The 20205-nt window shown below is 69.9% G+C and carries 12 protein-coding genes and 1 riboswitch; of the genes, 4 read left to right on the plus strand and 8 right to left on the minus strand.

Annotation, left to right across the window (positions count from 1 at the left end; all coding sequences use genetic code 11):
- The first annotated feature begins 24 nt into the window (after positions 1-24).
- The 3 genes from pdxR (at position 25) to ASF08_RS03380 (ending at position 4410) form a co-directional block, all read left to right on the plus strand.
- On the plus strand, positions 25-1584 hold the full coding sequence (gene pdxR / locus ASF08_RS03370; RefSeq protein WP_056141307.1) for a MocR-like pyridoxine biosynthesis transcription factor PdxR: 1560 nt from the start codon (positions 25-27) through the stop codon (positions 1582-1584).
- 238 nt (positions 1585-1822) lie between these two features.
- Entirely contained in the window at positions 1823-3856 is a 2034-nt protein-coding gene (locus ASF08_RS03375) for a methyl-accepting chemotaxis protein (protein ID WP_056141382.1), read from the plus strand.
- A gap of 107 nt (positions 3857-3963) precedes the next feature.
- Entirely contained in the window at positions 3964-4410 is a 447-nt protein-coding gene (locus ASF08_RS03380) for a cupin domain-containing protein (protein WP_056141309.1), read from the plus strand.
- 249 nt (positions 4411-4659) lie between these two features.
- On the opposite strand, the gene ASF08_RS03385 is transcribed toward ASF08_RS03380, so the two are convergent.
- From ASF08_RS03385 to ASF08_RS03415, 7 genes are all read right to left on the minus strand, one after another.
- Complete coding sequence (locus tag ASF08_RS03385; protein WP_244474436.1) at positions 4660-6267, minus strand: PepSY domain-containing protein; 1608 nt, start codon at positions 6265-6267, stop codon at positions 4660-4662.
- The gene (locus ASF08_RS03390) at positions 6261-8462 is read right to left on the minus strand and encodes a TonB-dependent receptor (RefSeq protein ID WP_156629431.1); all 2202 of its coding nucleotides are present in this window, start codon (positions 8460-8462) and stop codon (positions 6261-6263) included. Before ASF08_RS03390 ends, ASF08_RS03385 begins: the two co-directional genes overlap by 7 nt.
- A gap of 301 nt (positions 8463-8763) precedes the next feature.
- A riboswitch (cobalamin riboswitch) is annotated at positions 8764-8861 on the minus strand.
- A 97-nt stretch (positions 8862-8958) separates the two neighbouring features.
- Positions 8959-11391, minus strand: a complete 2433-nt coding sequence (locus tag ASF08_RS03395) for a TonB-dependent siderophore receptor (RefSeq protein ID WP_056141312.1) — start codon at positions 11389-11391, stop codon at positions 8959-8961.
- Positions 11392-11737: 346 nt separating this feature from the next.
- On the minus strand, positions 11738-13756 hold the full coding sequence (gene fhuB, locus ASF08_RS03400) for a Fe(3+)-hydroxamate ABC transporter permease FhuB (protein ID WP_056141313.1): 2019 nt from the start codon (positions 13754-13756) through the stop codon (positions 11738-11740).
- Complete coding sequence (locus tag ASF08_RS03405) at positions 13749-14645, minus strand: ABC transporter substrate-binding protein (protein WP_056141316.1); 897 nt, start codon at positions 14643-14645, stop codon at positions 13749-13751. The genes fhuB and ASF08_RS03405 overlap by 8 nt, the downstream gene beginning before the upstream one ends.
- Positions 14635-15969, minus strand: a complete 1335-nt coding sequence (locus tag ASF08_RS03410; protein ID WP_244474437.1) for an MFS transporter — start codon at positions 15967-15969, stop codon at positions 14635-14637. Before ASF08_RS03410 ends, ASF08_RS03405 begins: the two co-directional genes overlap by 11 nt.
- Positions 15966-17033 carry a siderophore-interacting protein gene (locus ASF08_RS03415; protein WP_056141319.1) on the minus strand — a complete coding sequence of 356 codons (1068 nt, stop codon included), beginning with the start codon at positions 17031-17033 and terminating at the stop codon, positions 15966-15968. The genes ASF08_RS03410 and ASF08_RS03415 overlap by 4 nt, the downstream gene beginning before the upstream one ends.
- A 496-nt stretch (positions 17034-17529) precedes the next feature.
- On the opposite strand from ASF08_RS03415, the gene ASF08_RS03420 reads away from it, so the two are divergent.
- Entirely contained in the window at positions 17530-18306 is a 777-nt protein-coding gene (locus ASF08_RS03420; RefSeq protein ID WP_056141321.1) for a GNAT family N-acetyltransferase, read from the plus strand.
- A 446-nt stretch (positions 18307-18752) separates the two neighbouring features.
- On the opposite strand, the gene ASF08_RS03425 is transcribed toward ASF08_RS03420, so the two are convergent.
- On the minus strand, positions 18753-20205 hold a 1453-nt coding region (locus ASF08_RS03425), incomplete at its 5' end, for an alpha/beta fold hydrolase (RefSeq protein ID WP_156629432.1).

Genomic DNA, 20205 nt, shown 5'->3' on the forward strand with positions numbered 1-20205 from the left:
GCCTCTGTTGACGCAGGGCGGATCATGCGGAAGATCCAGTTTTCGCCATCTGACTGGACCAGTTCGACGAAGACCCGGCGCCGCCCTCCCCTGCCGCTTCAGCTCGATCTCGACCCGCCGGCCGCCGGCCCGCTTCGTCGCGGGGATGCGAGCCTGCATGGGCGCGTGCGGGAGGCCCTGCGCGACGCGATCCTGGCGGGGCGCCTGCCGCCGGGAGGGCGCCTGCCCTCGTCCCGCACCCTCGCCGGGGATCTCGGCTGCGCGCGGGGGACGATCCTGCTCGCCATCGAGCAGCTGGTGGCCGAAGGCTACCTCACCACCCGCCCCGGCTCCGGCACCCGCGTGGCCGACACCCTGCCCGACGATCTCCTCGTCCCGCGGGGCACGGCAGGCCGCACGCCCCCCTCCCCCGCGGCGCCGGTGCTATCGCGGCGCGGGGCGTCGCTGGCAGCGTCGCGGGGCGAGGCGGGCGACGCCCCGATCCCCGACGCTTTCGCCCTCGGCCGCCCGGCCCTCGATGCGTTTCCACGTGAAACCTGGGCACGCCTGCTCCAGGCCGAATGGCGCGCCGGCCCGCCCGCGCATCGTCATCCCCTCGGCGATCCGCGCCTGCGCCGCGCCCTGGCGGCCTATCTCTCGGCCGGGCGCGGGGTCGCTTGCAGCGAGGAGGCGGTGATCGTCACCGCCAGCATCCGCCAGAGCCTGCGCCTCCTGGCGGAGCTCCTGCTGGAGCCCGGCGAGGCGGCCTATCTGGAGGAGCCGGGCTTTCCCGGCCTCGCCCATGCCCTGCGGGCCGCGGGCCTGCGCACGGTCCCGGTGCCGTGCGACGCGGCCGGCTTCTCGATCGCGCGGGCGCGGTCCATCGATCCCGGCGCCCGGCTCGCGGTGGTCACGCCGGCCCAGGGCCATCCCCTCGGCGCCACGATGAGCCTGGAGAACCGCCTCGCCCTCCTCGCCTGGGCGGAGGCGGAGGATGGCTGGATCGTCGAGGACGATTACGACGGCGAGTACCGCTATGCCGGGCGGCCGCTGGCGCCGCTCCACGCCCTCGACCGGGCCGGGCGCGTTCTCTATGTCGGCAGCGTCTCCAAGGTGCTCCTGCCCGCCCTGCAGATGAGCTACCTCGTCCTGCCGGAGGCCCTCGTGGAACCCGTGCGCCGCGCCCTCACGGGTAGCGGCGGCTTCGCCTCGATCCTCGGGCAGGGCGCGCTCGCCCGCTTCATCGCGGAGGGCCATTTCGCCGCCCATCTGCGCCGGACGCGGCGTCTCTACGGGCAGCGACAGGCGGCCCTCGTGGCGGCGGCGCGCGACCATCTCGACGATGTGCTGGAAGTGCCGCCCCGCGACGGCGGCATGCATCTGGTGGCCCGCCCCGTCCCCGGAACGGATTTCGACGATCGCCTCGCCGTTGAAGCCTGCGCGCGTGCCGGCATCGCCACCACGGCGCTCTCGCCGCATTTCGCCGATCCGGCGCGAGGCGAGCAGGGGCTGCTTCTCGGCTATGCCTGCGTGCCGGAGCGTGCCGTCATACCGGCGGTGAGACGGATAGCCGAGGCGCTGAAGCCGAGAGGAGGGAAGGCCTGACGACGGTGTCGGCCTTTTCCCGAGACGATCCCGGCCAGGAAGCCATCCGCCAAGCATTTTTTGCAGGAAATCGTCCCGCACAAAGGGGGAGTGGATCAGTCGTGCGACTTGGAGGCTCGCACGTGTGGCTCTCCAAACCATCGACCGCACTCAGCCCTCGATTTCATAACATTTTTAAATATTCTTTATGCGTTCTCGCCGAGAGGATCGAACCATCGTGGCCGATCAGGGTACCGGCATGTCTTTCAAATGGTTCAATACACTCCGCGCCCGCATCGTTGCGGTCGCCCTGGCACCGTGTCTGGCCTTCGGAGCCGTGACGGCGATCGCGGTCTCCGACCGGGCGACGCAGCGCAACGAGATGATCCGCGTCGAGGCGCTGGCCGGCCTCGCCACGCGGATCAGCGCCTTCCTGCACGAAATCCAGCGCGAGCGCGGCGCGTCGAGCCTGTTCATCGGCTCGAAGGGGAGCCAGTTCGCGCCCGAACTCGCGGCCCAGCGCGGCCGGACCGATGCCGGTATCCGCGATCTGAAAGCGGCCCTGGACGATCCGGCCTTCGGACGCCACCGGCAGGCGCTCGAACAGGATCTGGCCAGGCTGGCAGACCAGCGCCGCCGCATCGACGCGCTGGAACTGACCGGGCCGCAAGCCGCCGCCTTCTATACCGGACTGGTCTCGGAAGGGCTCGCCGTCGTCCGCGAAATGGCGGGTCTCGTCGGCAATGCCGCCATCGCGGGGCGGGCCTCGGCCTATTCGGCCTTCCTCACCCTGAAGGAGCAGGCGGGCCAGGAGCGCGCGGCGGGGGCCGCCGCCTTCTCGGCGGGTCGCCTCGACCAGCCGGCCCTCATCCGGCTCGCCGGCCTGGGCGGCGGACAGAGCTCCGCCGAGGCACGGTTCCGCGCCGGAGCGGAGGCTGACCAGGCAGCTCTGCTCGACGCGGTGGAAGCCTCCGAGGCCGCCCGTGAGACGGCGCGCCTGCGCAAGCTCGCGCTGGACACGGCTTTGGGCGAGACGCTGTCCTTCCGCGACGCACCGCTCTGGTTCCAGCTCGCGACGAAGCGGATCGACGGCCTGAAGGGGGTCGAGGACCGCCTGAGCGCCGATCTGGTCGCCGCCGCCGCCGCGACCCGGACGGAGGCGGAGAGCGCGCTGCTGGCCTGGCTGGTCGCCGGCCTCGCCACGTTCCTGCTCTCCGTGGGCCTCGCCTTCGGGCTGGGCGGCGCCATCGCCCGGCCGCTGACCCGGATGGCCTCGGTGCTCGATGCGATCGGCCGGGGGGACGAGGATGTCGCCGTGCCCCAGGGCGGCCCGCACGAGGTCAGGGCACTGTCGAAGGCGGCGGAAGCCTTCCGCGACAGCGTCATCGAGCGCCGGCTGCATCGCGCCGAGCAGGAGCGTCTGGCGGCCTCGGTGGCGGCCCGGCAGCGGCAGGCCGTGCTCAGCCTCGCCGACGAACTCGAAGCGGCGGTGGGCGGCATCGTCGCCATGGTCTCGTCCTCGGCGACCGAGCTTCAGGCCACCGCCCGCAACATGAGCGCCACGGCGACGCAGACGGCGGCCCAATCCACCAGCGTCGCCGCGGCGGCCGAGGAGGCGGCGGCCAATGTCGGCACCGTGGCGGCGGCGGCCGAGGAACTCGGCGCCTCGGTGAGCGAGATCAGCCGGCAGGTCGACGGCTCGGCCGACCTCGCCCGCCGGGCGGTCGGCGAGGCGAACCGGACGGCCGACCTCGTCCAGGCGCTCGACGGCTCGGTCTCCCGCATCGGCGACGTGGTCGTCCTGATCTCGCAGATCGCCGGCCAGACCAATCTTCTGGCGCTCAACGCCACGATCGAGGCAGCGCGGGCCGGCGAGGCCGGTCGCGGCTTCGCGGTGGTCGCCGCGGAGGTCAAGGAACTCGCCAACCAGACCGCGCGGGCCACCGACGAGATCAGCCGGCAGATCGGCCTGATCCAGGGGGCGACCGGCGAGGCGGTCAGCGCCATCGGCGACATCACCGCCCGCATCCGCGAAATCGACGTCGTGGCAACCAGCATCGCGGCGGCGGTGGAGCAGCAGGGCGCGGCGACCCAGGAGATCGTCCGCAACGTCGCGGAAGCCTCGAGCGGAACGAGCGAGGTGACCGCGAACATTGGCGGCGTCTCCCAGGCCTCCGAGGAGACCGGCGCGGCGGCGAGCCAGGTGCTTTCGGCCGCCGCCGAACTGTCCCGCCAGTCGGACCGCCTCGGCACCGACGTCGCCCGCTTTCTCGCGACCGTGCGGGCCGCCTGAGGGGGCGGGCCCGTCGTCCTGGGCCCGCATCTCGGCATCGTCGTTGGGGCGGGCGCGAAAAGCGGGTATTCTGCGCCGGCAATCAGACGGACAGCCCAGGACGCGCGATGGACAAGGACCCGACACATTCCAGCACCGCCGCCCATGCGGTGTTCGACGTCGCCGCCGCCGTGGCGACCCTGCCCGAGGCCTGTTCCACCATGGTGGCTGACCATCGGTTCGTCGATCAGCCGGCGGCGAGCGCGCGGGTGTTCCGGGTCTATTCCCCCACCCCGCCGCACAGCCACGCCTCCTGCGACGAGTATCTCTACGTGCTCTCCGGCCGCTGCATGATGAAGTTCGCCGACGAGCCCGCCGTCGAGGTCGGGCCGGGCAAGCTGGTGATGTTCCAACGCGGCGTGGTGCATTCCGTGCCGGAAATCCTGGAGGAGCCGATGGTGTTCCTCTCCGTCGACACGCCCCGCCGCGAACCGCGCGACATCCGCTTCGTCTCGGACGGGACCGGCACGCCCGACACCTTCATGCGCCAATCGCAGCAGGCCCAGCAGCAGTAAGGCACACGCCCTTCCCCTCTCCCCGCCGGGCGGGGAGAGGACGTCGTCCTCCCCTTGCCGGGAGGCGACGTGAGCCCGCCAGGGCGAGGGTGAGGGGGGCTCTCCGGGTGTGGCTCCTTCGGCCGAGCCCCCTCACCCTCGGCTGCCGCCTTGCCGCGCCGACGACGGGGTCGTCGCGGCCCTCTCCCCGCGCGCGGGGAGAGGGGAATACGCGCCGGCCTTCGGGTCCAACAGTCTGAGGTCACGTCCCTATTCAAAAGAGGCTGGTCCCCCTCTCCCCGCTAGGCGGGGAGATGACGTTGTCCTCCCCTTGCCGGGAGGCGACGTGAGCCCGCCAGGGCGAGGGTGAGGGGGTCTCTCCGGGTAGGGCTCCTTCGGCCGCGCCCCCTCACCCTCGGCTGCCGCCTCGCCGCGCGCGGGGAGAGGGGAATGCGCGCCGGCCTTCGGTCCGATCCGCCGCCATCCGATGACGAGCCCCGTCGTCACGAGGGCTCCGGCGAGCAGGTTCAGCAGCCATTGCGCCGCATCTCTCGCCGGCGGGTGGCCGACGAGGATTGGCAGGTCGAGGCGGTGGACCGCCGTGAACAGCCAGCGGTTGACGCGGCCCGAACGGTCGAGCCGGTTGAGAATCTCGCCGCTGGCCGGATCGACGTGAAGCCAGGTGGCGGCCGGGTCGGCGAAGCGCAGGCGCAGGATGGGGAGCGTCCCGCTCGTGAGCGGCGACCAGTAGAGATCGTGGATGTCGAGGCGCTCGACGCTCTCCAGCCTCGCACCCTCCATCGCGAAGCCGGCCGCCGCCGCGATCCGGGCGGTCGAGGGTGCGTCTCCGATCACCCGGCCGCCGGTGCGGTCGAGCCCCGTCGCGACCCAGTGCCCGCCGATCCGCGCGAGATGCAGGCCGAGGGGCGCATGGGCGGCCATCGCCCGCAGGCTCGCGGTCGTGAGGCCGATTGGGCTGTCCGCCCCGGCATAGGCCTCGCGCAGGTGGGCGGGCGGCGCGAGGGAGGTGAACCAGCGGTTCGGGTTCATGGAGAGCCAGCCGCTGAGGATGAAGGTGGTGAGCCCGATCCCGCCGATGAGCCCGGCGAGGTGGTGCCATCGCGCCATCCCGCGATAGGGCGTGACGCGTCCTCGCGCGTAACGCCGCCTCAGGCGCAGGCGCCAGATCCCGAGGACGAGGCCGCTGAGCGCCGTGAAGGCGGCGATGCCGGAAATCCAGAGCACAGCATCGCGCCACAGCTCGGCGCGGGCGCGCAGCGGCGTGAGATAGACCCAGTGGGTGACGGCGCCGACCCAGTTCCAGCCGCGCTCGAACCGCGTCGTGTCGAGCACGATCTCGCCCGTCCTTTCCGAGACATAGAGCTCCGTGCCGGCCGCGTCGTTCAACGCGACCTTGTGGAAGGGTCGCAGGGGATCGTAGCGCGCCGTCACCGTCCATTGGTCGCGCTCGACCTCCTCCACGGACGCGCCGGGACCGGCCCCGGTGAGGCGCCGGGCCGCCTCGCCATCGACCGGCCCGGCCGGTGCGCCGGTTCGCGCCGAGAGGGTGATGCGGCGGCCGTCGCTAGCCGACATCCGGTAGAAAGGCTCGTCCCCGCGCATCTCCAGATCGAGGCTGCGGGGCATGCCGTGCAGCCCGGCGGCGGCCAGGGCCTCGTCCGGCGACACCGCGACGGCCTCCCACGCCATCGGGCGAAGACGCGCGAGACGCTCGGTCTCCGTGAGGCTCGGGAACGGCACGTAGAGCATCACCAGCCCGGAGCCGATCCACAGGGCGAAGAGCAGCCCGGTGGCGATGCCGAGCCAGCGATGGCCGAGGACCAGCCACCGCTTCCCTCGTTTCAGCGGGTTCACCACGCGACGCTGTAGGCCACCTCGAACGAGCGCGGTCGCCCGAGGATCCAGTTGGTGCCGATCCCGTCCACGGCGTTGCCGCTGATGGCGTAGGTCTTGTCGAACAGGTTGTAGACGCGAAGGCTCAGGCGCGAGGCCGGGGTGACCTGATGGTCGAGGCCGAGATGGGCGAGGGTGTAGTCGGGCCGTGGCGCGGTATTGGAGAAATCGCTGAAGACCCGGCCGACATTCTGGAGCCCGATCCTGGCCTCCCAGTCACGGGCGAAGGCCCAATTGAGCCAGACATTGGCGACGCGCTCGGGCACGTCGATGGGCTGGTTGCCCGCATAGGACACCGCCCCCTCCCGGAACTCGTCATATTGCGCGTGGAGCAGAGCGAGGTTGGCGTCGATGCGCCAGCCATCGGGCAGGCGCAGGGCGAGCGCCCCCTCCACCCCGTGCGAGGATTGCCGGCCGACCTGGGTCGAGACATTGGGCTGGCCCGGCACCGCCGAGATCAGCTTGTCCTTGACGATGCGGTAGCCGGCGAGCGTCCATTCGAGGGCGCCGTTCAGCGCGAGGCCCTTGGCACCGACCTCGATCTGCTCGCCGGTGGAGAGGTCGAAATTGGCGTTCGCTTGCGACAGGCTGATGAGGCTCCCCACCGGGTCGGTGGCGGTGGCGTATTGCACGTAGAGGGCCGAATCCGGCGTCGGGTTGTAGACGAGGCCGAAGCGGTAACTCAGGGCCTCGAACGAGCGCGCGAAGGTGTCGCCGGTCTGCAGGTTGCGCCGGTGCAGGGTCGGCGCGTCGAAGCGCACGCCAGTGAGGAAGGAGAGTTGGTCGCTGAGGATCAGCCGGTTCTCGGCGAAGACCGAGGCCTGGTTGGTGCTGGTGGCATAGGCCGGGCTCGCGCGGCCATTGGCCGGAAACTGTCCGGGATCGTAATTGAACGGATCGACGCTGGTGACGAGGCCGCCGCCCGCGCTGGAGAAGTTGTTGGTGTGGCGGAAATCCACGTGGTTGACGTCGAACCCGATGGCGAACTCGTTGCGGAACCCGAAGACGTTGCCCTTGAAGGCCGCGTCGAAGCGGTTCCCGACCTGCTCCTGTTGATGGTAGATTTCGGTATAGCTGGACCGGTCGATGAGGCCCGTGCCGCGATTGAAGCTGTATTGCTCGACATCGAGCCAGTGGCGGCGGCTCTGCAGCCGGTAGGCGGTGTTGCGGATGGTGATGTCGGCGCTCGGCGTCCACTCGGTCTTCAGCTGGGTCCAGTTGTCGGACCAGATGACCTTCGCGCCGTCGACATTGTAGTTGTTGTTGCGCAGGGACTGGACGATCCGGCCATCGACCAGCGGCGTGCCCCAGTAGCGGGCGGGCTCCTGGTAGCCGAGATCGTGGCTGAGGGTCACCGCGAGATCGGGGTTCAGCTGGAACAGCAGCGCGCCCGAGACCGCGAGGTTGCGGAAATCCCCGTTCGGGCTGGTCCAGCCGCCGTCGCGGTTGCCGCTGACATTGAGGCGGTAGGCGACCGCATCGCCGATGGGACCGCCGAGATCGACGGCGAGGCGCGCGAGCCCATCCGACCCGGTTGCGGCGCGGGCGGCATGGATCGGCGTGAAGCTCGGCTTCTTCGAGACCACGTTGACCACGCCGCCGATGGCGCCGTCGCCGTAGAGCACGGAGGCCGGGCCGCGCAGCACCTCGATCCGCTCCACGTTCCAGGTGTCGAACGGGAAGGTCACCGTGCCGGCGCCCACGAACAGGCGGGTGCCGTCATACAGCTGCTGGATCGAATTCGGGCCGGCGAAGCCCCGGCTGGAGAAGGCGCCGTTGCCGTTGCCGGGCGACGCGATGGTGGTGATGCCGGTGGCGTTCTGCGTCACCGCCTCGACCACCGTGTTCTGGCCCCGGATGCGGGCGGTCTCGCCGCTGATGACGTCGATGCTGGCGGGCGTCTCCAGCGGCGTCAGGCCGAGGCGACTGGCGCTGCGGGAGGGGGTCGAGAGGTTGAGCCCGACCGGGTTGGCGCGGGTGAGGCCGACCCCGCTCCCCTCCACGGTGAGCTGGTCGAGGGTGACGGCATTCTGGCTGACGGAATCCTGGGCGCGGACTTGGGCCACGAGCAGGGTCGAGCCGAGGAGCGACGCGAGGAGAGCGGTGGCGCGGGCCTTGGATGTCCGGCCGGGGGCGCGGTGGGTGACCTGTCTGGGCATGTTCGTTTTGGCAAACCGGAGTGATCGCTGGCCGAATGCCGCGCCCCCTCTGCTAAATCGTATGTTATAACGTTACAATACAGCGAACCTGGCAAAGTGCCTGCGTGCGGGACCGGGCGGTCTCGCCGAAGGCATGCCGTGGAGCGATTCTGTAACGGAAGGAACGGGAACGATCGGGCATCGCAGGCAGACGGCGGGCGCGGCTCAGCGCAGTGGCACGTCACCGCGAACGAAGCCGATGCATTCGCGACATGCGAACGCCCCGACACCCCACCAGGACACCCCGCCCGATGCGTTTCGCGTGTGACCACGACTGACGGCAGGTCTCCTGGCTCGCGGGTGTCCTCACCGCGTTCCCTTTTGATCCCCCGAAGAGGAACCGTCATGCTCAAGCTAGTCGAGGCCGGGAGACCGCGTCAACGACGTCACGGCAACAGCCCAAAAGAAAAGCCCCGGATCTTTCGATCCGGGGCCGATCATCTCGGATGCGCGTCGTCTACCAGCGGTAGGTGACGGAGCCCGTGATGCGGCGGCCGTCGCCGTAATTGCAGCCGACATATCCGCCGAGTTGGGCGCAGGTGCCGACATAGACCCGGTCGGCGAGGTTGTTGGCGGCCACCTGGAAGCGCCAGTTGTCGAAGGAATAGCGGATCGACGCATCCATCAGGAAGTAATCCGGCACGCGGATCGTGTTGGCGGCATCGCCGAAGGTGTCGCCGATGTAGCGGACGCCGAAGCCGAAGCCGAGACCACGGAACAGGCCGGTCTGTACGGTGTAGTCGGCCCAGTTGGAGACGACGTATTGGGGAACCATGATCGGCCGGTTTCCGACGGCGCTGGCAATCAGAGGGGACGGAGGCGTGTCCTTCGTCACTCGGGCATTGAGGGCGGTGGCGGAGCTGATCAAACGGAATCCTTCCGCGAGCTCGATCGTGGCCTCGGCCTCGATGCCCTTCACCGCGATTTCGCCGGTCTGGTAATAGGCCTGCTGCAGCGGATCGGTCGGGTCGAAGGTCAGGGCATTGGTCTTCTTGGTGTCGAACACCGAGAGCAGCAGGGTGCTATTGGACCCCGGCGCCTGATACTTCACGCCGCCCTCGATGGTCTCGCCAATCTCGGGCTTTGCAGGCGTAATGGAGTAGGCGCCAGGTATGGTGGGACCGAGGGCACTCGGTGCGCTCGTCTGAATGTAGAACGGCAGGACATTGAACGAGCGGGCGGCAGCGACGTACGGCGTCAGGCCGTTATCGAAAAGGTAAGAGAGACCCACTCGACCGCTGTACGATTGCGCATTCTGGTTCACCCCGAAATTGGTCGGGATCCCGTTGGCGATGCCGTTGGCGTCCAAGAAGGTTCGCACTGCGTCGATCGCCGGATTCTGCACATCGGTCTTCGTCTTCACCCAATCGTAGCGGGCGTTGGCGCTGAACAGGAAGCCGTTGCCGAACTTCACCTGATCCTGCGCGTAGATGCCGGTCTGTTCCTGCGACAGACGGCTCAGCAGCGTCCGCTGGAGAGGTGCGACAGCCGAGCCATAGGTCGGGTTGAGGACGTCGATCGGGCCGACGAGCGCTGGCGCCGGAGCGCCGAAGAGGAAGTTGGGATCGAAGAAGGCCTGGGTCGGGCCGCCTCTCTGATCGCTCTTATGCTTGATGTTGCTGTAGTCGATGCCGAGCAGGGCGGTATTCTTGAACCAGTCGAACACGTGCTCGTGTTGGATCTGGGTGTCGACGGTGAAGACACCGTAATCCTCGAGCCAGGTCTGGGCCGAGCGGTCGATGAGCGAGGGCGACGTCACCGTCGGGACGCCGTTGACGAGCGTGGTGTTCAGCCCGGTCGGGTAGATGCTGTTGTAGTCGGTGCTGGCATGGGCGTAGCGCAGGTTCTGGCGCACGGTCCATTCGTTGTCGAAGCGGTGCGAGAACTCGTAGCCCGCCATGGCGCGCTCGGACCTGAAACGGCTGAAATTGGACTCGCCGAGGAAACGGTCGCGCAGGTTGGCCTTCAGCGGGTTCGACCCGTTGGTGTAGTATTGCGGGATCAGGCGGTACTTATCGCCCGAGACATCCTTCTGGTAATTGCCCAGAAGCGTCAGGCTGGTATCGGCAGATGGCCGGAACGTCACGGCCGGCGCGATGTACACCCGGTCGAGGTCGACATAATCGGCCTGGGTGCCGCCGTTCCGCAGGAAGCCGGTGATCCGGTAGAGGATGGTCTTCTCGGGGTTGGCCGGGCCGCTCAGGTCGAAGCCGAACTGCTTGCGGTTGTAGGTGCCGTAAGAGCCGTAGATCTCGCGCAGGGGCACGTCGAGGGGCTTCTTGCTGACGAAGTTCACGAGACCGCCCGGATCGTTCAGGCCGTAGAGGCCCGAAGTCGGCCCGCGCAGGACGTCGATACGTTCGACGCCGTAGGGCTCCTGCGGGAAGCCGGAGAAGCTCGTGACGGGCAGGCGCATGCCGTCGCGGTAGACGCCGCGGATGGTCTGGTCGAAGCCGCGGATGATGAGCTGGTCGAACCGGCCGTCCTCGCCCTGGGGCGAAGAAAAGACGCCGGCCGTGTAAGCGAGGGCGTCGGCGAGGTTCTGTGCGCCGCGATCCTCGAGTTGCTTCTGCGTCACCACCGAGATCGATTGCGGGATTTCGCGCAGGCTGGCGTTGGTCTTGGTGCCGGACGAGCTGCGCGACACGACGTAGGAATTCGCCGCGACGATGCTGTCGTTGGTGCTGCCGCTGCCGACACCGGCGCCGGAGCCCTGCACCGACAAGGTGTCGAGCTGCACCGCCGCCGTGCCGCCCGACGCGGCTTGGGCGAAGGCCTCCCCACTCCACAGGGCGGGGGCCATGGCGAGCATCGCCACGGTGGAGACGCCGGCCAGACAGCGCAGGCCACTCACGGCTTTGTGAGAAAACGTGCCGGAGGAGAGCAACATGCCATCAGACATACAGAAGACCTTGATCGTCGAAAATACAGCACGGGCTCGATCGTGACTGAGCGAGATGTCTCCGTCGATGCATCGCGTAGAACGATTCAAAAACAAAGCTCGCGCCTCGGCAAGACAAATCCATACGGCGTCTTTGACAGCAAGGCGAAGTTGCGGTTCGGCGAGCGAAGTTGTGACTGCGTTGCCTAGGAAGCACATTCATACTTTGGAATAATTCGAGTCTAGAGCCTGGATAAACGCGCTCGGGAATACTCGGCGGCTCTCACGAAGCGCCCGCCGCGCCGTCGTGCTCCGAGGGAGGGCCGCCCGTGACCGAGAGTTGTGAGAGGCGCCCTCAGCGCCGGGCCAGGAGCCACATCAGGAACGGCCCGCCGACCAGGGTCGCCACCAATCCGGCGGGCAGCTGGTAAGGGAAGAACGCCATCCGCCCGACGAAATCCGCCGCGACCATGATGAGCGCGCCGACGATCGCCGCACCCGCGAGCTGCGGCGCCGCGCGGGTGAGGCCGGTCAACCGCGCCACCTGAGGCGCCACGAGGCCGACGAAGCTCAACGGCCCCGCCACCAGGGTCGCCGCGGTGGTGAGGATCGCCGCCAGGACGAGGATGGCGAGGCGGCTGCGGCGAAGGTCGAGCCCGAGCGAGCGGCCGGTGGGAGCGCCGAGGGGTAGCAGATCGAGCCATCGGGTCAGACCGGGAAGGCAGGCGGCCCCGAGGGCGAGGATGGCGAGGGCGGCCACGGCATCCTCCGGCGCCACCCGCGCCGTGGAGCCCGCCGTCCACCCGAGCAGCATGACCACGGAAGGGTCGCCGCTGATCATCAGGATGGTGAGGAGGGCGCCGAACCCGGTGGTGAGGCCGATGCCGGCCAGCAGCATCTGCTCGGGCGCGGTGTCTGCACGGCGGCCGAGGCTCAGGATCGCCAGGAGGGTCGCGAGCGCCCCGAGGCTGCCGGCGCCCAGCAACGCCGTCCGGTCCGGCGTTCCGAGGACGATCGTGACCGCGACGAGACCGAGGGCGGCCCCGGAGCTGATCCCGAGCACTTCGGGACTCGCCAGGGGATTGCCGGTGAGCCGCTGCAGCAGGGTGCCGGCGATAGCCAGCATCGCGCCGGCCGCGAGCGAGGCGGCGATCCGGGGCAGGCGCCAGGGAAGCACCGCGTCGAGCCCGGCCCCGAGGCTCCAGTGCCAGCCGGCGGAATCGCGGCCGAGGGTCAGCGCGACGAAGACGAGGAGGACCAGCGACGCCGCTCCCACGAGGACCAGGCGCCAGGGTCGCGCGATCCGGGCCGAGGCGCCGCCGTCCGGACGATGCAGCGCGCCGACGCCACGCAGGCGCGGCAGCAGCCAGAGCAGCATCGGCACGCCGACGAGGGAGGCCAGCGCCCCCGTCGGCACCTGTGCGATGGGGGCGAGCGCCAGGACCACGGAATCGGTGAGCCAGATCAGGGCCGCCCCGAGCAGGGGCGCGGCGACGAGGCGGTCGCGCAAGGTGCGCGTGCCGGTGAGCCGAACGAGGATCGGCGCGGCGAAACCCACGAAGCCGATGACGCCCACCCCCGCCACCACGAAGCCGCCCAGCGCCACCGCCACGGCCACGGCGAGGAACCGGACCCGGCCGAGGGAGAGCCCGAGGCTCTTCGCGTTCGCCTCGTCGAGATCCAGCACGGACAGGGGCCGCACCATCAGCGCGACCAGCATGGCGGCCACCGCGAGGCGGGGCGCGAGATAGGCCGGGGCGCTCCAGTCGTTCATGGCGAGGGAGCCCGCGCCCCAGACGAACAGGCCGAACAGCCGCTCCTGATGCAGGATCACGAGGAGGGTCTGGATCGCCCCGCAATAGAGCTCGATCACGAGGCCGGCCAGCAGCAGCGCGAGGGGGGCGAAGCCCTTGGCGCGGCCGAGGGCGAAGACCGCGAGCACCGCCAGGGCCGAGCCCGAGAGCGCCACCGCCTCCCGCCCTTGCGAGAAGAGGCCGGGCGCGAACAGGGAGGCCAGGGCCAGAGCGAGCTGCGCCCCGGCCGAGATGCCCAGCGTCGAGGGCGAGGCGAGGGGATTGCGCAGCACCTGCTGCAGCACCACCCCCGACAGAGCGAGGGCGCCGCCGGCCAGCCAGGCGGTGACGATCCGCGGCAGCACGCTCTCATGCAGGATCACCTGGGCGATGTCGGTCCAGTCGGGACTCCACAGGGCCTTCAGCGCCGGGCCGAGGGCCATGTCGGCGGTGAGCGTGCGCAGGGTGAGGAGCCCGGCCACGAGGGCCACCGCGCCGATGAGGAGCATCGTCCCGCCGATCCGCGACCGGGGCGGCGCGAGGGCATCGAGGCGGGGCTCGGCCAGATCCACCTCAGCCACGGGGGCAATCCCGCTTGGCGAGACCGGTCATCAGCTCGGCGAAACGCGCGATGGCCGGCAGGCCGCCATAGAACCAGACCGGGGCCACCACGTCGACATGATGCTCGCGCACCGGCGGCAACGTCTGCCAGAGCCGGCTGCCGGCCAGCGCCCTGGCGGCGTCGGATTGAATCGGCCCGATATGGACGATGCGGGCATCGGCCGGGCCGGTGGCGAGCTGTTCGATCCCCACCGCCGTGAAGCCGGAGGCGTTGCTGGCGCCGGTCCAGGCATTCGGGATCCGAAGGCGGTCGAGCACGGTCTGGAACAGGCTGGTGCGGCCGTAGACGACGATGTTGCGGTGGTCGACGATCCAGACGAGGTAGGTCGGGTGCCTCTCGGCCGGGCAGGCGCTCGCCGCCGCCGCGTCGAGAATCGCCTCGGTGCGTGCTTCCAGGGCCTTGGCTTCATCGACGCGGCCGAGACGCAGGGCGATGCGCATGGTCTCCGCCTTCGCCCGCGCGTAGGGATCGCCCCCGGCATTGGCGATGGAGACCGCCTCCGTCGGGGCGATGCGCGACAGGAAGCTCCCTTGCGTCGCCACCTGGATCGGGTTGGCGAGGATGAGGTCCGGCTTCAGGCTCGCCAGCACTTCGAGATTGGGCTCCACCACGAGGCCGAGATCGACCACGCCCTCGGGGAGCGCCGGCGCCACCACGGTGCGGTTGTAGTTCTCTGGCTGCGTCACCGCGACCGGCACGATGCCGAGGCCGAGGAGCAGTTCCACGGCGCTCCAGTCCAGGGCCGCGACGCGCGGCTGGGCGGGCATCTTTTTCTCCGCGCGCGCGGGCAGACAGGCCAGCACGAGGAGGCAGGCCGCCAGGCCGAGAACGGCCCGTCTAGCGGACATCGACGGCAGCCAGGGCGAGATCGTCGGCCTTCCTTTTCGCCTCCGGAGCGAGGCTCGCATCCCGCAGGGCGGGCGTGAACGCCGCGATGGCGGCGGTGGCGGCGAGGCACAGGCCGCCCCCCGCCGCCATGGCGATCCGCGCCGAGGCGAGATGGGCCGTGGTGCCCGCCTGCATGCCGCCGAGCGCCGGGCCGATCGTCTCCTCCAGCACCCACAGGCTCGACACCCGGCCGAGCATCGCATCCGGCGTCGCGCGCTGGATCAGGGCCGCGCGCAGGATGCCGGCGAGGCTCGCGGCCGCGCCGAGGGTGGCAAGGCAGAACAGGGCGGGAGCCATGCCCTCGCTGAAGCCCAGCGCGATGCAGGCACAGGCCCAGATCGCCACGCAGGCCACCAGCCAGCGCCCGGCGAACGGGCTCGCGCCGGCCCGGCCCGAGGCCAGGGCGCCGAAGAGAGCACCGACCGAAGGGGCGGCATAGAGCAGGCCGATGCTGTCCGGCCCTCCGCCGAGCCCGTGCGTCGCGAGTTCGGGCAGCAGCACGTAGGGCACGGCGAAGACCAGGGCGACGAGATCGACGAGGAGCAAGCTCAGCACCAGGGGCGAGCGGGCGATGTAGCGCAGGCCCCCCATGAAGCCGGCCTCGTCGGCGGCAAGTACGGGGAGTGGCGCTCCGGCGGAGGGGCCGGCGAGCGGCGGCAAGGGGGGCAGGAACCCGAGCACGATCGGCGTGATGCCGGAGATGAGCGCGACGACGCCGTAGCACGCGACGAGCCCCGCGCCGGCGGTGATCGCCCCGGCGAGGAACGGCCCGGCGATGGCGCCCGCCTGCGCCGCGACGGCCGTGAGCGCGGCGGCGCCCGACAGGTGCTCGCGCCCGACCAGCGCCGGGGTGGCGGCCATGATCGCCGGCATGCCGAAGCCGAAGGTCGAGCCGCCGACCACCGCCGCGGCGTAGATCGGCCAGACCATCGGGGCCGCGAGGGCGGCGTTGGCCATGAGGATCAGGATGGTGAGGAGATGGGCCGTGCGCGACCAGACCATGACCGCGCGGCGGTCGTAGCTGTCGGCGAGCCAGCCGCCGACGATGAGCGCCAGCGCCATCGATCCCGCGACGGCGGCGTTGAGGAACGCCACCTGCAGCGACGAGGCGGTGAGGGCGTACATCTGCAGGCTCACGGCGACGCCGAGCACCCCGAAGGCGAGGAACGAGGCGGCCCGCGCCGCATAGAGCAGCTGGAACCCGCGGCTCGCCCGCAGGGGAGACAGGTCGAGCATCATGGTGCCATGCCGCTCCGGATGACGCTCTTTGACATCACGCTTCAATCCTCGTCCTTGGCGTCTTCGTCGGCGCCGCGCCGCCAATAGGCCACGGCGAGATGCTGGTCACGGGTGAGGCCACAGGTCTTGCGCCAATGCGCCCGCAGGGCCTTGAACGCGTCGAATTCCGAGCCGGCCCAGGCGAAGACCGTGCGATCCTGCGGGAACGGGATCGCCCGGACCGCATCCGCCAGGAGCGTGGTCGTGCCGGGCGGTGCGCCGTTGCGGTGGAGCCAGCGCAACTCCACCCCCTCCGGCCGGTCGAGCGCCTGTTCGTCGGCCGGCCCATCGACCTCGATCACCGCGACCCCGCCGACATGGCCGGGAAGCCGCCCGAGGATGCGGCCGATGGCCGGCAGGCCGGTCTCGTCGGCGGCGAGACAATACCACTCCGCCGCGCCAGCGCTGCGGCCGCCGGGGCCGAGCAGGCCGACCACGTCCCCGGCCTTGGCGCGCTTGGCGAAGGAGGCGCCGGGGCCGGCGTCGTGATGCATGACGAAGTCGATGTCGATCTCGCCCGCAGCCACGTCGATGCGGCGGATCGTGTAGGTCCGCATGGAGGGCGCGCCCTCCCCCTGCGGCCAGACCGGGATACCGTCGATTCCCGGCACGGGCCATTGCGGCGCGTGGCCCTCGGGCGGGATGATGACGTGCACATGCATGTCGAACGCGTCGTAGCGCGCCAGATCCGTGCCGACGAAGGTGATCCGGCGCATATGCGGCGTGAGATCGACCACGCGCCGAACCGTCACCTCGCGCAGGCTCGGAATGGTCTCGTCGGCGCAGCCGTCTCCGGTCCAGACGATGGATGCGTCCGTGGCGCCGGGAAGCTCCTGGAGATGCGAGGCGAGCATGAACTTGACGACGGCGAGGGAGGTCTCGTCGGTCGCCTCCGCCTTCAGGGCGAGCAGGCCCTCGGCGGCGACGAGGGTGCCGGTGCCGACATCGAAATCGACCCGCCCGCGTCCCGGCTCGTGAAGCACGGGGATGTCGTGTTCGAGGAAATGCTCGCACAGGTCCGCGATGTATCGCCCGGCATCGGCGAGGCGCACCTGGGCTTCGGAAGCCATGGCTGTCACGGGGTGTTCTCCACGATGGCGGGACGGCGCGAAGTCTGGCCGCGGATCGGCCGGTGGCTGTAAACGAGGACGGACGGACACACAACGCAAAACAAGGTGACTGATTTCATCGAAGCGCACCGGATCGATTATTTATAGTTGATAGAAAAACTACCATCATCAAGAATGCTTTCCGCGCTTTTGTCGCCGTGTCTTCGCAACCCGGCAAAGAACCGATTCGATGTCGCGATCCCGCCTCCGCGATCGCGACGCCCGCAACAGGCAGGCTAAAAGTTTTACTCGCCGTCAGCACAGGCACGAACACGCTCCGTCTAAAGAGACATTCGACCCCACCTTTTATCGTTACATTGTCAAAGACAAAATATTGATCGACAAAATGTCGACAAAACTGGGCGATCTCCCATATCGGTACTCGACCGGCACCTGACACTGGCCAGGAACAGGACGGACCAGGTCTTGCCGCCATCGAACCGAAACGGGAGAATGCATGAACGATGTCGATTTTCGCGAGATGCTCGATGCCCATTGCCTGATGCAGGCGGGCTGCTACGTCTCGGACATCGAAACCGCGCCGGATGGCGGGCGCTATCTCTGGTCGAACGCGATTCCGGAGCCGGGTTTCAACGTCGGCGTCGAGACCACTGACCTCGCCTGGGTCCGGGCGACCTCCGCGCGGCGCGGCCGGCTCCCGGCCCTCCTCGTCACCGAGGGCGGGGACGCGCTTAGCGCCCATCCGGACCTGCAGGCCGCCTTCCCGACCCGCTGGATGCTGGGCGATTGCCGGGACGTGCAGGCGCCAGTCATGCCGGAGGGGCTGACCCTCGCGACGGAGGTGGCGGCGGCGCCCGGCGAGGGCTACCTGTCGGTCTGCGGCGGCCTCTACGACGATGTGGGCGTGAACGCGATCGCCGAGGCGGTCTTCCTGCCGGTGCTGCGTGGCGCCCGGCCCGTCGAGGGGGTGGAGACGCGCCACCTCACCGTGAGCGCGGATGGCGTTCCGGTGGCCTGCGCCTCGGTCTACCGGGCGGGCCGCCTTGCCGGACTCTACAATGTCGGCAGCCTCGCGACGCGGCGTGGGCACGGCCTGGGCGCCCTGGTCACCCGGGCGGCGATGGCGAGCGCCCGGCAGGCCGGCGCGGAGACGGTGATGCTCCAATGCGTGGCCGGCGGCCATGTGGAACGGCTCTATGCCGGCCTCGGCTTCACCGTGGCGGCGAGCCCGACGCTGATGGTGTTCGCGCCGGGCGCCGGCTCGCAACGATAGACGACACGCCTCCCCGGCGGATCTCGGGCCTGCCCGAGATCCGTCGAGCTTGTGGGGAGGAGTTGGAGGTGGGGGTGGTCGGGCGACCCTCAGTTTGCGGAGGCTGGCGGTACAATCCACACCCCTAGCCTCTGCCCAGAAGCTCCTGGATTCACGCCTCCGCCCGGCGGACGGGCCCGCTTCCCAAGAGGGTTCGACCAGAGGCACGACGGGCTCCCTCTCCTGGAAGGAGAGGGTTGGGGTGAGGTGTGGTCCATCCCCGGAAAACTCACACACCTCTCCCTGTCCCTCTCCTTCCAAGAGAGGGGACCCGCGCATCCTGCGAGATGTGTGACCATCGTAGGCCCACAAGGGGGAGAGGGACGCGGTCTGCTTGAAAGAGCAGGTGTGTGAATCCAGTAGCCCCCCACGCGGAGAGGGGATGCAGGCCGAGCGACGCGGTCCGGTCACAGCGAGGCCGCGAAACTGTCGTGGAACATCGTGGAATCCACGATCTCCCGGTGGGTGACGTCGGGGATCACGGTCACCTGTTCCACCCGGTTGGAGTAGCGGCCCCAATCCACATGGTTCAGCCCGCGCTCTACCGACTTGCCGGCGAGCCAGACGCGGATCGGGCAATCGAACCTGTCCGCCCGGTAGCGGCGATAGAGCAGCGTGTTGTCGACGAAGGTCCAGAGTTCGTATTCCTTGCTGCCGACGCCTGGGCCATCAAGGGGCAGCGGATCGGGGGCGGCCGCCACATAGGCGAGGAACTGCTCGTGGAGTTCCGGGTCCATGCGCCGGAACAGGTCCTCCCAATCGGCCCGCATCGGCGAGCGCTCCAGCCAGGACGCGACATTCTCCTGAAGGCGGCGGCGCTGCTCCGGCGTCAGCACCGGCAGGGCGCCGACGGCGAAGCTCACATCGATGTCGCAGACGTCGAGCATGCCGACGAAGCCGAGGTCGATGCGCGAGCCCAGCATCCGCGCCGCCTCGTAGGCGAGGACGCCGCCCCAGGACCAGCCGAGCATGGTGCAGGGGCGTCCGGCGCTCTCCTTCTCGATGATCTCCGCATAGCGCGCGGCGATGTCTTCCACCGAGACCACGCTCTTGCGCGCATCGGTGAGGGAGTAGCAGACGAAGCCGGTCACCGGCTGGTCCGGCCCGAGGCGGCGGACCAGGGGCGCGTATTCGCGGGTGTTCACCATCAGGCCGGGGAAGCAATAGAGCATCGGGCGGTCGCCCGTCGCCCGCAGGCGCACCACCTGCGCGGTGCCGACGGCGTCGGCGGTGAGCGCCGCAGCCAGGGTCTCGACGCTCTGGTTGTTGAAGATGTCGGCGATGGTCGGGCTGCGCTCCGGGAAGGCCGCGCCGAGGGCGGTGAGCACGCGCAGGGCGGTGAGCGAGTTCGCGCCGGCCTCGAAGAAGTTCTGGTCGGGTGGGATGGCGGGGAGGCCGAGCGCCTTGGCCCAGATCTCGGCCACCACGGTCTCGGTGGGGGTGAGCGGACGCGAGGGACCGCCCGTCGCCTCGACCAGCGGCGCGGGCTCCGGCAGCGCCGCCCGGTCGAGCTTGCCGTTGGGCGTCAGCGGCAAGCGATCCAGCGCCACGATCCGGCTCGGCACCATGTAGTCCGGCAACCGCCGGGCGAGGTCGGCCCGGAGTGCGCTCGTGTCGAGGACCGCCCCGGTCGCAGTGACAACGTAGGCCACCAGCAGCGCACCCGCCGGACCCTGGCGCAACGCCGCCGCCGCGCCCGCCACAATCTCCTGCGCCAGCAGCGCCGCCTCGACCTCGCCGAGCTCGATCCGGAACCCGCGCAGCTTCACCTGCGCGTCGGCCCGGCCGAGATACTCCACCGTCCCGTCCGCCCGCCAGCGCGCCAGATCCCCGGTGCGGTAGAGCCGGCCCCCTTCCCGG

Source organism: Methylobacterium sp. Leaf85 (assembly GCF_001422125.1).
GTDB classification, from domain to species: domain Bacteria; phylum Pseudomonadota; class Alphaproteobacteria; order Rhizobiales; family Beijerinckiaceae; genus Methylobacterium; species Methylobacterium bullatum.

What these genes read in the sequence shown, in the direction of transcription:
- pdxR (WP_056141307.1), top strand. Translation starts at nt 25, where the DNA reads ATGCGGAAGATCCAGTTTTCGCCATCTGACTGGACCAGTTCGACGAAG.
- ASF08_RS03375 (WP_056141382.1), top strand. Translation starts at nt 1,823, where the DNA reads ATGTCTTTCAAATGGTTCAATACACTCCGCGCCCGCATCGTTGCGGTC.
- ASF08_RS03380 (WP_056141309.1), top strand. Translation starts at nt 3,964, where the DNA reads ATGGACAAGGACCCGACACATTCCAGCACCGCCGCCCATGCGGTGTTC.
- ASF08_RS03390 (WP_156629431.1), bottom strand. Translation starts at nt 8,462, where the DNA reads ATGCCCAGACAGGTCACCCACCGCGCCCCCGGCCGGACATCCAAGGCC.
- ASF08_RS03395 (WP_056141312.1), bottom strand. Translation starts at nt 11,391, where the DNA reads ATGTTGCTCTCCTCCGGCACGTTTTCTCACAAAGCCGTGAGTGGCCTG.
- ASF08_RS03405 (WP_056141316.1), bottom strand. Translation starts at nt 14,645, where the DNA reads ATGTCCGCTAGACGGGCCGTTCTCGGCCTGGCGGCCTGCCTCCTCGTG.
- ASF08_RS03415 (WP_056141319.1), bottom strand. Translation starts at nt 17,033, where the DNA reads ATGGCTTCCGAAGCCCAGGTGCGCCTCGCCGATGCCGGGCGATACATC.
- ASF08_RS03420 (WP_056141321.1), top strand. Translation starts at nt 17,530, where the DNA reads ATGAACGATGTCGATTTTCGCGAGATGCTCGATGCCCATTGCCTGATG.